Here is a 12,671-nt window from a genome sequence, read left to right as displayed (position 1 = left end):
TCCGCGACCCCGCCGGCTCCGGCGGGGTGGCGGGCGGGCCCCGTCAGCCGCGGCGCAGCATCGTGACCACGGCCGCGCCGCCCAGCCCGATGTTGTGGGCGAGGCCCACCCCGGCGCCCGGCACCTGCCGGGGTCCGACCTCGCCGCGCAGCTGCCACACCAGTTCCGCCGCCTGGGCCAGGCCGGTCGCGCCGAGCGGGTGTCCCTTGGAGATGAGCCCGCCGGAGGGGTTGACCACCCAGCGGCCGCCGTAGGTGGTGGCCCCGCTCTCGACGAGCGCGCCCGAGGCCCCGTCGGCGCACATGCCGAGGGCCTCGTAGGTCAGCAGTTCGTTGACGGAGAAGCAGTCGTGCAGCTCGATGACGTCGACGTCCTCGATGCCGAGTCCCGAGCGCTCGTAGACCCGGCGGGCCGCCGCGGCCGTCATGGGTTTGCCGACGACGTCGATGCAGGAGCCGCCGAAGCTCTCCCCGGTGTCGGTGGTCATGGCCTGGGCGACGATCTCGACGGCCCGATCGTGCAGCCCGTGCCGTACGAGGAACCGCTCGGAGACGACGAGGGCGGCCGCCGCCCCGTCGGAGGTGGGCGAGCACTGGAGTTTGGTCAGCGGGTCGTGGATGGACTTGGCCGCGAGGACCTCCTCGACCGTGTACACGTCCTGGAACTGCGCGTTCGGGTTGTTCGCGGAGTGCCGGTGGTTCTTGGCCCCGACCGCCGCGAGCTGCGCCGGGGTGGTCCCGTACCGCTCCATGTGCTCGCGGGCGGCGTTGCCGAAGATCTGCGCGGTGGGCGGGGACATCTCGAAGCCGTGGGCCGCGGCCATGATTCCGTAGTGGCGGGCGACGGGGGAGGTCTTGAAGTCGCCGCCGTCCGCGCCGCCCCCGAGCGCCCCGCGCTTCATCTTCTCGAAGCCGAGGGCGAGCACGCAGTCGCTGATCCCGCCCTCGACGAACTGCCGGGCCATCATCAGGGCGGTGGAGCCGGTCGCGCAGTTGTTGTTGACGTTGTAGACGGGCACGCCCGTCAGGCCCAGTTCGTACGCGGCCCGCTGGCCCGCGGTGGAGGCCTGGAAGCAGTGGCCCACGGGCACCTGCTCGACGAGCCCGTAGTCCACGCCCGCGTCGGCGAGGGCGGCCGTGCCCGCCTCCTTGACCATGTCCCAGTACTGCCAGTCCCGGGATTCCGGCTTCTCGAACCTCGTCATGCCGACGCCCACGATGTACGACTTCATGGCTGACCGCTCCTAGTCCCTGGGAAGGCCGAGCATCCGCTCGGCGACGACGTTGAGCTGGACCTGCGTGGTGCCCCCGGCGATGGTCAGGCAGCGGGACATGAGCACGCCGTGCACCGCCCGCTCCCCCGCGCCCTCCCGCACCGCGCCCCGCGGGCCCAGCAGTTCGAGGGCGAGTTCGGCGGTCCGCTGCTGGTGGGGGGTCTGCACGAGCTTGCGTACGGAGGCCCCCGCGCCGGGCTCCAGCCCGGACACCTGCTGGAGCGTGGTGCGCAGCCCGATGCAGGCCAGGGCGTGGGCCTCGGCGGCCAGTGCCCCGATCCGGGCGCGGTGGGAGCCGTCGAGGTCGGCGGAGCGGGCGAGGAGGGCCTCCAGCCCGGTGTCGAAGGTCATCTGGTCGGCCATGTGGACCCGCTCGTTGCCGAGGGTGTTGCGGGCGACGCGCCAGCCGCCGTCGGGGGCGCCGACGAGGGCGTCGGCGGGCAGGAGGACGTCGTCGAGGAACACCTCGTTGAAGAGGGCCTCGCCGGTGATCTCCTTGAGGGGGCGGACGTCGATGCCGGGGGTGTGGCGCATGTCGACGACGAAGTAGCCGAGGCCCTTGTGCTTGGGCGCGGTCGGGTCGGTGCGGGCGAGGAGGATCCCGAAGTCGGCGGTGTGGGCCGAACTCGTCCACACCTTCTGCCCGTTGACCTTCCAGGAGCCGTCCTCGGTCTGTTCCGCCCGGGTGCGCAGGGAGGCCAGGTCGGAGCCGGCGCCCGGCTCGGAGAAGAGCTGGCACCAGGTGGCGTCCCCGCGCAGCGTGGGCAGGACCCAGGCCTCGCGCTGGGCGTCGGTGCCGTAGGCGATGAGCGAGGGCAGGATCCAGGTGGCGATGCCGAGTTCGGAGATCCTGACGCCGGCCGCCTCCATCTCCCTTTGCACGACGAGCTGTTCGAGGGGGCCGGCGCCGCGCCCGTAGGGGGGCGGGAGGTGGGGGGCGGCGTAGCCGGTGGGGGCGAGGGCCTTGCGGGCGGCGGCCGGGTCGAGGCCGCGGGCGGCGTGCGCGGCGGCGCGGGCGCCCTCCCGGTGGACCTCGGCGGCCTCGGGCAGTTCGAGGCGCAGTGCGCGGCGGGCTCCGGCGGCGGCGAGGCGTACGGCGCGCACGCGGTGCTCGTCGCCGGGGCCCAGGAGCTGTCGGGCGACGAGGGCGCGGCGCAGGTGGATGTGGGCGTCGTGCTCCCAGGTGAAGCCGATGCCGCCGAGGATCTGGATGCAGTCCTTGGCGCAGGACCAGGCGGCGTCGAGGGCGGTGCCCGCGGCGAGGGCGGCGACCAGGGAGCGGGTCTCGGGGCTCTCGTGGGCGCTGCCGGCGGCGTCCCAGGCCAGTGCGCGGGCCTGTTCCAGGCGGACCAGCATGTCGGCGCACAGGTGCTTGACGCCCTGGAAGCGCCCGATCGGTCGACCGAACTGTTCACGTGTTTTCGCGTACTCGGCGGCCGTGCGCACCGCCCAGGCGGCGGTGCCGCAGGCGTCGGCGGCGAACAGGACGCAGGCGAGGTCCCGGACGAGGGCCTCGTCCAGCTCCAGCAGGCGGTCGGGGCCGACGGTGACCGCGCGCGCCCGCACCTCGGCGGTGGGGCGGGTCGGGTCGGCGCTCTCGTGGGTGCGGACGTCCAGCGCGGCGGCGTCGACCGCGAACCAGCGGGTGCCGCGGGCGGTCTCGGCGGCGAGCAGGACGAGTTCCGCCTCGCCGGCGCCGAGGACGGGGGGTGCGAGCCCGTCGAGGACGTGTCCGCCGTCCGGGGCGGTGGTGGCGGTGAGGGTGCCGGGATCCAGCGCGACGGCGCCGATCCGCCCGTCGAGGGGCTCGGCCCCCGCCCGGTCCAGGAGTACGGAGGCCAGCGCGCTCGGCAGGAACGGTCCGGGCAGCGCCCCCCGGGCGGCCTCCTCCACCACGACGGCCAGGTCCAGCAGCGTCCCGCCCTCCAGGTGGGGCTCCAGCAGCCCGGCCGCCGCCAACGCGTCCCACCAGGCGGGCCGGGCGCCGGCGCGGGGCGGGCCGTCGAGGAGCCCGCGCACCTCCTCGGGCGGCACCGTGCGCGCCACCCAGCCGCGCACGGCCTCGGCCAACTCCCGCTGCTCTTGCGTGATTCCGATGCCCATGCGCGGCAGACTAGAACACGTTCCAATCTGACGGAAGGTCAGTTCGGGGTGTTTCTCCTCCCGCCCCGCCCCGGCCCGCTCCGGTCGGGCCCTTGCGCCGCGCGCCCGCGTGCGATGGGCTGCACCGGGGTTCCCGGACCCCGACGGAACGAGGGGGTGACCACCGTGCGGAACACGGAGAACGCAGGGAACGCGGAGAACACCGAGAACACGGAGGCCGTGGAGGCCGTGGAGGGCCTCCCCTGCCCCGACTGCGGGCACGGGGTGCGCGAGCGGCCGGTCCACCGCACCCGCAACCGGTGGGGCGGGGCCCCGCCCGCGCCGAGGCCGGAGCGGTGGTGGACCTGCCCGGCCTGCGGCGGGGTGGGCCATCTGCGGCCGGGCGACGGCGCGATGGTGGCGATGCGGCGCCTGGACCCCGCGGGAGGCGGCTGCCCGTTCTGCGGAGAGGAGGAGTGCGAGGTCGCCACCGCGCCCCGCCCGGACACCGACGGCTTCGTGCGGGACTGGTGGGTGTGCCTGGCCTGCGGTACGAGCGCCCCGCGCCGCTACCGCCCCTGAGCCGCCCGCGGGCCGCCCCGCCGTGGACGGCTACCGATGGGTAGGGCAGCATGGGGCGCCGCACCGCCCACGACGCACCCGGAGGCACCATGGCCGCCACCGCCACCCCCAAGCCGGAGACCCTCAGCGCCTTCGAGGCGGCCAAGGGGTTCATGCCCGTACGGGAGGGCCTCGCCCTGTACGCGGCCGCCGCCGAGGCCGGCGCGCTCGGCCTGCCCCTGCTGGAGGTCGGCACGTACTGCGGGCGCTCCACGATCCTGCTGGCCGACGCGGCCCGCGAGGCCGGGGTGGCCGCCCTGACCGTCGACCACCACCGGGGCAGCGAGGAGCAGCAGCCGGGTTGGGAGTACCACGACCCGACCGTGGTGGACCCGGAGGTCGGGCTGATGGACACCCTGCCGACCTTCCGCCGGACCCTGCACCGGGCCGGCCTGGAGGAGCACGTCGTCGCCCTGGTGGGTCGCTCCCCGCAGGTGGCCGCGGTCTGGGGCGGCCCGCTCGGCTTCGTCTTCATCGACGGGGGCCACACCGACGAGCACGCGAACGGCGACTACGAGGGCTGGGCGCCGCACCTCGCGGTGGGCGGGACCCTGGTGATCCACGACGTGTTCCCCGACCCGGCCGACGGCGGACAGGCCCCGTACCGGATCTACCTGCGCGCCCTGGCCTCCGGCGCGTTCGAGGAGGTCTCGGTGACCGATTCGCTGCGCGTCCTGCGGCGTACGGGCTCCGGCATCTGAGGGGTGTCCGCGCGCGGACGCCGCCGGGGCGGCCCGCCGGACCGCCGGGCCGCCACCCGGACGGGCGTCATACAAGCGGACAGTCACACCACGCCCTCGAACGGCCCACGGTCCGGACGGGCGTCGGGGGGCCGTTCTAGCATCGCGAGGTGCGCTACGACGACAGCCCCCCGCAGCCCGAGTCCGCCTCCTCGATCAGCCCGGACCGGCCCTGGTACGCGCGCCGCTCCACCCTCGTGGTGGCCGCGGCGGCCCTCGCCCCCACCTGTCTGGCGGGCTGGATGGTGAGCCAGGCGCTCTCCGGGTCGGGCTCCGGCCCGGAACAGCCGCGGACCCTGCCGGTGACGGCCTCGCACGCGAGCTCCCCGGGCGCCGACGCGAAGGCCCGGACGGGCGCCCCGGGCTCCGCCTCGCCCACGACGACCGCGACGACCGCGACGGGCTCCCCCGCCGCCCCGTCGGGTCCGGCGGGCACGCCGGCCCCGGCCAAGGGCCCCCTGGCCGGCCGGACCGTGGTCATCGACCCCGGGCACAACACCAACAACTTCCAGCACACCACCGAGATCAACCGCAAGGTCGACATCGGCACCACCCGCAAGGAATGCGACACCACGGGCACCACCACAGCCTCCGGGTACAAGGAGGCGGAGTTCTCCCTGGACGTCTCGCGCCGGATGAAGGCGATCCTGGAGGCGCGGGGCGTCAAGGTGGTCCTCACCCACGAGGGCGAGCGCGCCTTCGGCCCCTGCATCGACGAGCGGGCCCGGATCGGCAATGCCGCGGTCGCCGACGCCGTCGTCTCCGTCCACGCCGACGGCACCTCCGCGGGCAACCGCGGCTACCACGTCATCCTGCCCGCCCGGGTCAAGGGCGGCGCCGCGGACACCGCCGCGATCGTGGCCCCCTCCCGGGAGCTCGGCGAGAAGATCGGCGCGAACTTCGCGCGCACGACCGGATCGGGACCGGCCAACTACCTCGGTTCGGGCACGGGTTTGGTCGTCCGTGACGATCTGGGAGGCCTCAATCTCTCGACTCGGCCCAAGGTGTTCGTCGAATGCGGCAACATGCGTGACGCCAAGGACGCGGAACGGCTGACGAGTCCGGAGTGGCGCCAGAAGGCCGCGCAGGGCATCGCCGACGGCATCGTCGGATTCCTGGGCGGGTAGCCCCCCGGGGGCATCGCGCCGGGGCGGCCCACCGCCCCGGTCCTCTCGGCCGCGGGAAACCTCCGTACCATGGTGGCCCGCCACGCTCCAGCCCTGGTCTGCGACCGCGGCACCACGAGACGACCGAGACCGAGAAGGACACCTGAGACGTGAACATCCGCTCCCTCACTCGAGGCGACGGCGTGGTGATCGGAGCAGCGGTGCTGCTGTTCATCGCCTCGTTCCTCGATTACTACTCAGCCACCGGCCTGGACCTCCCGAGCGTGTGGGACACCGACGTCTACGGCCTGGCCCTGCCCAGCATCTTCCTGATCGGGTTCATCGCGGCGGGCCTGCTGCTGGCCGGCCGCTTCCTGCCCGAGGGCCGCAAGCTCGCCGGCCTGCCGCTCGCGGCGTGGGGGACCGTACTGGCCGTCTCGGCGGCCTGGTCCTCCCTGTGGTCGCTGATCACCAGCCCCGCCAAGGCCGACCTGGGCGCCGGCGCGATCATCGCCTTCCTGTCCACGCTGGCCCTCGCCGGCGTGGCGATCGCCGGATCGAAGGTCCCGGCGCTCGCCGGCCCGCTCGTCCCCGAGTCGCGGCCCGCCGCCGTCCCGCCCTACGGCGGCCAGCAGCAGCCCGGCAGCGGGTACGGCTACCCCGGCGCCCAGCAGCAGCCGGGCTACGGCTCCACCCCGCAGCCGGTCCCGCCCTACGGCGGCACCCCCGCCCCCGGCCCGCAGGACACCCCGGCGCCCGCTCCGGCGGACTTCGCGCCGTTCTGGTTCGCCGTCCCGGTGGCCCGTCCCCTCTTCGGCGAGGACGGCTCCCCCACCCCGATCGCGGAGCTGGCCCCCGGCACCTGGTACCTGGCCGTCGACCAGCGCGGCCCGTCCACGCTGATCGCGCAGACCCAGGACGGCCGGCGCGGGGTCCTGAACGACACCTCGGGCATCCAGCGCGGCTGAACCCGCGCCCCGGCCCCACCGACGGCCCCCCGCCCTTCCGGGCGGGGGGCCGTTGCCCTACAGTCACCTGACGCGCGGCCTGATGGTCCGTCAGATCCCGTATCCCTTGCCCCGGGTGTCGGATCCCGCTCGCGCCGGACACCGCTGCTACCGCTGGGGGACTTCCATGAGGCTCGGACTCGCACTCGGCTACTGGGGACGCGGCCCCGCCCGGAACCACCTCGACCTCGCCACCGAGGCCGAACGGCTCGGCTACGACTCGGTGTGGACCGCCGAGGCCTGGGGCTCCGACGCCTTCACCCCGCTCACCTGGATCGCCGCCCACACCTCCCGGATCCGCCTGGGCACCGCCATCGCGCAGATGGCCGCCCGCACCCCCACCGCCACCGCCATGCACGCCCTCACCCTGGACCACCTCTCCGGCGGCCGGATGACGCTGGGCCTGGGCCTGTCGGGACCCCAGGTGGTCGAGGGCTGGTACGGGCGCCCCTTCCCCGCGAGCCCGCTCACCGCCACCCGCGAGTACGTCGACGTCATCCGCCAGGTGCTGCGCCGCGAGGCCCCCGTCGCCCTGGACGGCCGCTTCCACCGGCATCCGTACCGCGGCGCCGACGGAACCGGCATCGGCAAGGCCCTCAAGCCCATCACCCACCCGCTGCGCGCGGACCTGCCCGTCCTCCTCGGTGCGGAGGGCCCGAAGAACATCGCGCAGACCACCCGCATCGCGGACGGCTGGCTGCCGCTGTACTGGTCCCCCACCCGCACGGACGTCTACCTGGCCTCGCTGAGCGACCTGCCCGAGGGGTTCATGATCGCCCCGATGGCGCGGGCCAGGGTCTGCGACGACGTCGCCGAGGGGCTGCTCCCGGTCAAGGCGATGCTCGGCTTCTACATCGGCGGCATGGGGCACGCGGCCCGCAACTTCCACGCCGACCTGATGGGGCGCATGGGCTGGGAGGAGGAGGCCCGGCGGATCCAGGAACTGTTCCTCGCCGGCCGCAAGGAGGAGGCGGTCCTCGCCGTCCCGGACGCCTTCGCCGACGAGATCTCCCTGGTCGGGCCCCGTGAACGGATCGCGGAACGGCTGGAGCTGTGGCGCAAGGGCCCCGTCACGGACCTGCTCGTCACCGCCCCGGACCCGCACACCCTGCGGGTGCTGGCCGAACTGAACTCCTAGGCCGTCCCTTCCGGAACCTCCGGCGGCTCCGGGTCGGCCCGGGGGACGACCTCCAGGAGCCCGGAGACGTCCAGCGGCATCACGGCGATCTCCATCGTGTCGCCGCCTTCGAGGACGCAGGCCACGATCCGCGAGCCCGGGTTGATGCTGACGCCCTCCCGGACGGTGGGCACCCGTACGCCGGTGGCGCGGGCCCCGGCCAGGGCGACGGCGGGGCCGCGCCGGGGCTCCCACCGCGCGAGGGCGCCCCCGTCTTCGGGGGCGCCCTGGTCGCCGTGGAGGGTGCCGGCGCGCCAGCGGCCCTCGCCCGCGGGCCGCCGGGCCATGCCGGGGATCCCGGCCGGGGGTCCGGCGGCCACCCGCTGACGCTGCTTGCGGCGCACCAGCCAGCCGGTGGCGGCGGCGAGGGCGGCCAGGCACAGGAACTCGATCACGCCGGTCATTCAAACAGCCCGCCGGGCTATCCGCCCAGCTGGGACAGGCTCGGGACCTTGTCGGTGACGGCGGCGCCGGCGTTCTTGCCCGCCTCCTTCACCCCGTTGATGACGTTGTTGAAGGCGTCGATGTCGGCGTCGCCCGCCTGCCCCTTGCGGAGCTTGGTCGCCAGCCCCTTGAGGGACTCGATGCCCGCCGTCAGCGGCGCCACGGCCTTCGACAGCAGCGGGTCGCCCTTGGCGTTCTCGGTGGCGGCCTTCAGCCGGTTGTAGGCGAAGGCACCCGCGAGACCGGCCTTGATGAGCGCGAACGTGCGCCCGCTCGCGCCCTTCTTGAACTTGCCCTCGCGGTACGGCTTGACGATCCACTGGTACGTCGCCCCGGCCGCGAGTCCGGCGTTGGCGACGAAGCGCGTCTTGGCGAACTTCTGCCGTTCGGCGCTCGTACTGGGCGAGGGGGTGGCCGCGGCGACGGCGTCCTCCTCGGCGGCGGCGGGCTCGGCCGCCGCGAGCGCGGCCAGCTCCGCGACGGAGGCCGAGGAGATCTCCTCGCCGCGGGCCGCGGCGGTCGTACCGCCGCCGCCGGAGGCCGCGTCGCTGCCGCAGGCGGTGGCGCCGGCGAGCAGCGCCGTGGACACGAGAAGGGCCGTCAGGGCGCGGCGCAGTCGGGAGGTTCTGGGTGTGGACACGGTTTCCTCCGGGGACGGGGGCGTCCCCCGCAGCCTCGCCCCGCCGCACCGGGCCCGCCACCGGGCGCGGCCGTTCGGGCGGCGCGGCCGTCAGGGCCGCCCCGTACGCCCCGTGCGCCCCGGCGCCCCGGGCCCCTGACCGGCCCGGGCCGCCGGGGCCGCGCGGGGCGGCCCGGGTCGGGGCGGTCGCGTCACCGCCGCCCGGACCGGCTCAGGGCCGGCAGCAGCCCGGCTCCAGGCCCGTCGGCAGTTCGAGGCCGCCGAAGACCTGGCCGGTGGCCTCGTCCCCGCCGAGGGCCGCCACGGCCAGCAGCAGGGAACCCGCCGTCCAGGTCGTCTGTTCCACGGGCCACACCGCCCGGTCCTCGAAGACGTAGCCCGTCCAGTACATGCCGTTGTCGGCGCGCAGGTGCCCGATCGACCGGAGGATCTCCAGTGCCCGGTCCGACTCCCCCGTCGCCCACAGCGCGAGGGCCAGTTCGCAGGACTCCCCGCCCGTCACCCACGGGTTCGGCAGCACGCACCGCACGCCGAGGTCGGCGACGACGAACTCCTCCCACCGCCCGGCGATGCGCTCCCGCGCCTCGGGTCCGGTCAGCGCGCCGGCCAGCACCGGGTAGTACCAGTCCATGGAGTAGCGGGACTTGTCCAGGAACCGTTCGGGATGCCGGCGGATGGCGTGCGCCAGCGCGCCCGTCGCCAGTTCCCAGTCCGGCTGGGGCTCGCCGCGGTGTTCGGCGATGGCCAGGGCGCAGCGCAGCGCCTGGTGGATGGAGGAGGAGCCGGTCAGCAGGGCGTCCGTGACGGGCGTGCCGTCCGCCTCCCGCTTCCAGCCGATCTCACCGCCCGGCTGCTGGAGCGCGAGGACGAACTCGACGGCGGCCACGACCGCCGGCCACATCCGGTCCAGGAAGGGGTCGTCGCCGGTGGCCAGGTAGTGGTGCCAGACGCCGACGGCTATGTACGCGACGAAGTTCGACTCGCGGCTCGCGTCCTGCGGGGTGTCGGTGTCGACGCCCTCGGGCCGGTCGGCGTAGGCAGCGTACCAGGAGCCGTCCCGGTTCTGGTGGCGGGCCAGCCAGTCGTAGGCGCGCTCGGCCGCCTCGTGTTCGCCGGCGGCGTCGAGGGCCATGGCGGCCTCGGTGTGGTCCCACGGGTCCAGGTGGTGGCCGCGGAACCAGGGGATGGCCCCGTCGGACCGCTGGACGTCGAGGATCCCGGCGACGGTCAGGGCGGCCTGTTCGGCGGTCAGGACGCCTTCCAGGACGAGGTGTTCGGGTGCGGTGCGCCCGGGCGAGCTCACTGGGCCGCGCCGACGGGGAGGTGCGGCTTGGTCGCGTAGGCCACGAAGCTCTTGCCGATGACGGGGTTGAGGGCCTGCTCGGCGAGGCGGGTGACCAGGGGCTTCTTCATGATGTCCCAGACCAGGAGCTTGTGGTACGCCTTCACGGGCAGGGCCTGGTCGTTGTCGACGCCGAAGGCGCACTTGAGCCACCAGTACGGGGAGTGCAGTCCGTGCGCGTGGTGGGTGCCGTACGGCTTGAGGCCGGCGGCCTCCATCTTGCCGAGCAGTTCGTCGGCCTTGTAGATGCGGATGTGGCCGCCCTCGACCTCGTGGTAGGCGTCGGAGAGGGTCCAGCAGATCTTCTCCGGGCCGTAGCGCGGGACGGTGATCGCGATGCGGCCGCCGGGCTTGAGGACGCGGACCATCTCGGCGAGCACGCCCTTGTCGTCGGGGATGTGCTCCATCACCTCGGAGATGATGACGACGTCGAAGGAGTCGTCGGGGAAGGGCAGCGCGAGGGCGTCGCCCTCCATGGCCGTCGCGGTGGCGCCGGCGGGCGCCTCGCCCGCCTCCTTCATGGCGGCGAACCACTTGGCGACCTCGCGGATCTCCTCGCCGTTGCGGTCCACGGCGACCACCTGGGCGCCGCGCCGGTAGCACTCGAAGGCGTGCCGGCCTGCGCCGCAGCCCAGATCGAGCACGCGGTCGCCTGCGGCGAGCGGGAACCTGGAGAAATCGACGGTCAGCACGGGGGCCTGCCTTCGCTGTCGCGGGGGTGAAGGGTGATGCGGATGGTGCGGGAATGACGGGAGGGGCTGGAGAGGCCGGAGAGGCGGGCGGGACGGAGGGGACGGTCGGGACGCGAGGTCGCCGACGTGGTCACCGCGAAGGTCACCGGGTGGATCGGCGGTCGCGCCCGGCGTCCGAGGCCCGCTGCCGCTCGATGGCGGCGCGGTAGTGCCGGACGGTGCCTTCGGCGGCCTTGGCCCAGGTGAAGCGGGCCAGGACGCGTTCGCGACCGGCCGCCCCGAGGCGGGCGCGCAGTGCGGCGTCCCCGAGCAGTCGGCCCAGGGCCCCGGCCAGGGCCCCCGCGTCGCCGGGCGGCACGGCCAGGCAGGTCTCTCCGTCGGGGCCGGTCACCTCGGGGATGGCCCCGCCGGTGGTGGCGACCAGCGGGGTGCCGGTGGCCATGGCCTCGGCGGCCGGGAGCGAGAAGCCCTCGTAGAGGGAGGGCACGCAGGCGACCTGGGCGCCGCGCACGAGGTCGACCAGTTCGGCGTCGGTGACGCCCTTGACGAAGCGGACCGCGCCTTGGAGGTCGTACTTCTCGATCGCGCGGGCGACCGGTCCGCTCTCGGCGCGCTTGCCGACGACGACGAGGTGGGCGTCGGGGCGTTCGGTGCGCAGCTTCGCGAGGGCCTCGACGAGGTGCACCAGGCCCTTGAGCGGCACGTCGGCGCTGGAGGTCGTCACGATCCGCCCGGGGACCTCGGCGACGGAGGCGTCGGGCGACCACAGGTCGGTGTCGGCGCCGATGTGCACGACGTGGATGCGCCGGTCGGGGACGCCGAGGTGTTCGGCGATCTCCTGCCGGGAGGATCCGGAGACGGTCAGCACGGAGTCCAGGCGTCGGGCGACGCGGCCCTGCATGCGGGTGAAGGCGTACCAACGGCGCACGGAGGCGCGCTTCTTGCGGTCCTTGGCGGCCGCGAGGTCGAGCCTGCGGTCCACGGTGATCGGGTGGTGGACGGTCGTCACCAGGGGGGCGCCGAGGTCGGCCAACAGGCCGTAGCCGAGGGTCTGGTTGTCGTGGATGACGTCGAACTCGCCCGCGCGGGCGCGCAGGTGGCGGCGGGCGCGCAGCGAGAACGTCAGCGGCTCGGGGAAGCCGCCGGTCCACATCGTCGCGACTTCCAGGGCGTCGATCCAGTCCCGGTACTCGTCGCGCTTGGGCGTGCGGAACGGGTCGGGGCTGCGGTACAGGTCCAGGCTCGGCAGTTCGGTGAGCGTGGCGCCGGTGTCGAGGACCGGGTAGGGCTGTGCGCCGATCACCTCGACGGAGTGGCCCAGCTTCACGAGCTCGCGCGAGAGGTGGCGGACGTAGACGCCCTGACCGCCGCAGAACGGGTTCCCCTTATAGGTGAGGAGTGCGATGCGCAACGGGCGGTCGCCGTCGGTGGCGGATCCCTCGAAAGGGCTCGTCACCATGGCCTCAGCGGTCACTCTCGGCCCCCTTCTCCCTGCACTTTCGCCGGAGCGTAACCGCTCGGATAATGTAGAACAAGTTTCAGACTTG

At 74.4% G+C, this 12,671-nt stretch carries 12 protein-coding genes; 5 read left to right on the top strand and 7 right to left on the bottom strand.

The window, feature by feature from the left end; genetic code table 11:
- Positions 1-43: 43 nt before the first annotated feature.
- Together AB0D01_RS32640 and AB0D01_RS32635 are read right to left on the bottom strand one after the other, a co-directional pair.
- Complete coding sequence (locus AB0D01_RS32640; protein ID WP_363061651.1) at positions 44-1,231, bottom strand: lipid-transfer protein; 1,188 nt, start codon at positions 1,229-1,231, stop codon at positions 44-46.
- A 12-nt stretch (positions 1,232-1,243) separates the two neighbouring features.
- Positions 1,244-3,376 carry an acyl-CoA dehydrogenase family protein gene (locus AB0D01_RS32635; protein ID WP_363061649.1) on the bottom strand — a complete coding sequence of 711 codons (2,133 nt, stop codon included), beginning with the start codon at positions 3,374-3,376 and terminating at the stop codon, positions 1,244-1,246.
- A gap of 156 nt (positions 3,377-3,532) precedes the next feature.
- Here AB0D01_RS32635 and AB0D01_RS32630 point away from each other — a divergent pair, with 156 nt between their 5' ends.
- From AB0D01_RS32630 to AB0D01_RS32610, 5 genes are all read left to right on the top strand, one after another.
- Positions 3,533-3,937 carry a hypothetical protein gene (locus AB0D01_RS32630; protein ID WP_363061647.1) on the top strand — a complete coding sequence of 135 codons (405 nt, stop codon included), beginning with the start codon at positions 3,533-3,535 and terminating at the stop codon, positions 3,935-3,937.
- Between the two features lie 89 nt (positions 3,938-4,026).
- A complete protein-coding gene (locus AB0D01_RS32625; RefSeq protein WP_363061752.1) occupies positions 4,027-4,677 on the top strand; it encodes a class I SAM-dependent methyltransferase in 651 nt (216 codons plus the stop codon).
- 149 nt (positions 4,678-4,826) lie between these two features.
- Positions 4,827-5,843, top strand: coding sequence for an N-acetylmuramoyl-L-alanine amidase (locus tag AB0D01_RS32620; protein WP_363061645.1), 1,017 nt, complete (start codon positions 4,827-4,829; stop codon positions 5,841-5,843).
- Between the two features lie 149 nt (positions 5,844-5,992).
- A complete protein-coding gene (locus AB0D01_RS32615) occupies positions 5,993-6,790 on the top strand; it encodes a DUF5336 domain-containing protein (protein ID WP_363061643.1) in 798 nt (265 codons plus the stop codon).
- 166 nt (positions 6,791-6,956) lie between these two features.
- Positions 6,957-7,967, top strand: a complete 1,011-nt coding sequence (locus AB0D01_RS32610; protein ID WP_363061641.1) for an LLM class F420-dependent oxidoreductase — start codon at positions 6,957-6,959, stop codon at positions 7,965-7,967.
- Here AB0D01_RS32610 and AB0D01_RS32605 read toward each other — a convergent pair.
- The 5 genes from AB0D01_RS32605 to AB0D01_RS32585 all read right to left on the bottom strand — a co-directional run bounded on the left by AB0D01_RS32605 (position 7,964) and on the right by AB0D01_RS32585 (position 12,598).
- A complete protein-coding gene (locus tag AB0D01_RS32605; protein WP_363061639.1) occupies positions 7,964-8,401 on the bottom strand; it encodes a hypothetical protein in 438 nt (145 codons plus the stop codon). The genes AB0D01_RS32610 and AB0D01_RS32605 overlap by 4 nt on opposite strands.
- 26 nt (positions 8,402-8,427) lie before the next feature.
- Positions 8,428-9,090, bottom strand: a complete 663-nt coding sequence (locus tag AB0D01_RS32600) for a hypothetical protein (RefSeq protein ID WP_363061638.1) — start codon at positions 9,088-9,090, stop codon at positions 8,428-8,430.
- Positions 9,091-9,301: 211 nt separating this feature from the next.
- Complete coding sequence (locus AB0D01_RS32595) at positions 9,302-10,393, bottom strand: prenyltransferase (protein WP_363061636.1); 1,092 nt, start codon at positions 10,391-10,393, stop codon at positions 9,302-9,304.
- Positions 10,390-11,124 (bottom strand): class I SAM-dependent methyltransferase, encoded by a 735-nt coding sequence (locus AB0D01_RS32590; protein WP_363061634.1) that lies wholly within the window; start codon positions 11,122-11,124, stop codon positions 10,390-10,392. Before AB0D01_RS32590 ends, AB0D01_RS32595 begins: the two co-directional genes overlap by 4 nt.
- A 142-nt stretch (positions 11,125-11,266) precedes the next feature.
- Entirely contained in the window at positions 11,267-12,598 is a 1,332-nt protein-coding gene (locus AB0D01_RS32585) for a glycosyltransferase family 4 protein (protein ID WP_363061632.1), read from the bottom strand.
- Positions 12,599-12,671: the final 73 nt, after the last annotated feature.

The organism is Streptomyces sp. NPDC048606, assembly GCF_040650855.1.
Classification (GTDB): domain Bacteria; phylum Actinomycetota; class Actinomycetes; order Streptomycetales; family Streptomycetaceae; genus Streptomyces.
The sequence above is the reverse complement of the archived record's forward strand: the minus strand, read 5'-3'. Positions and strand labels throughout refer to the sequence as shown.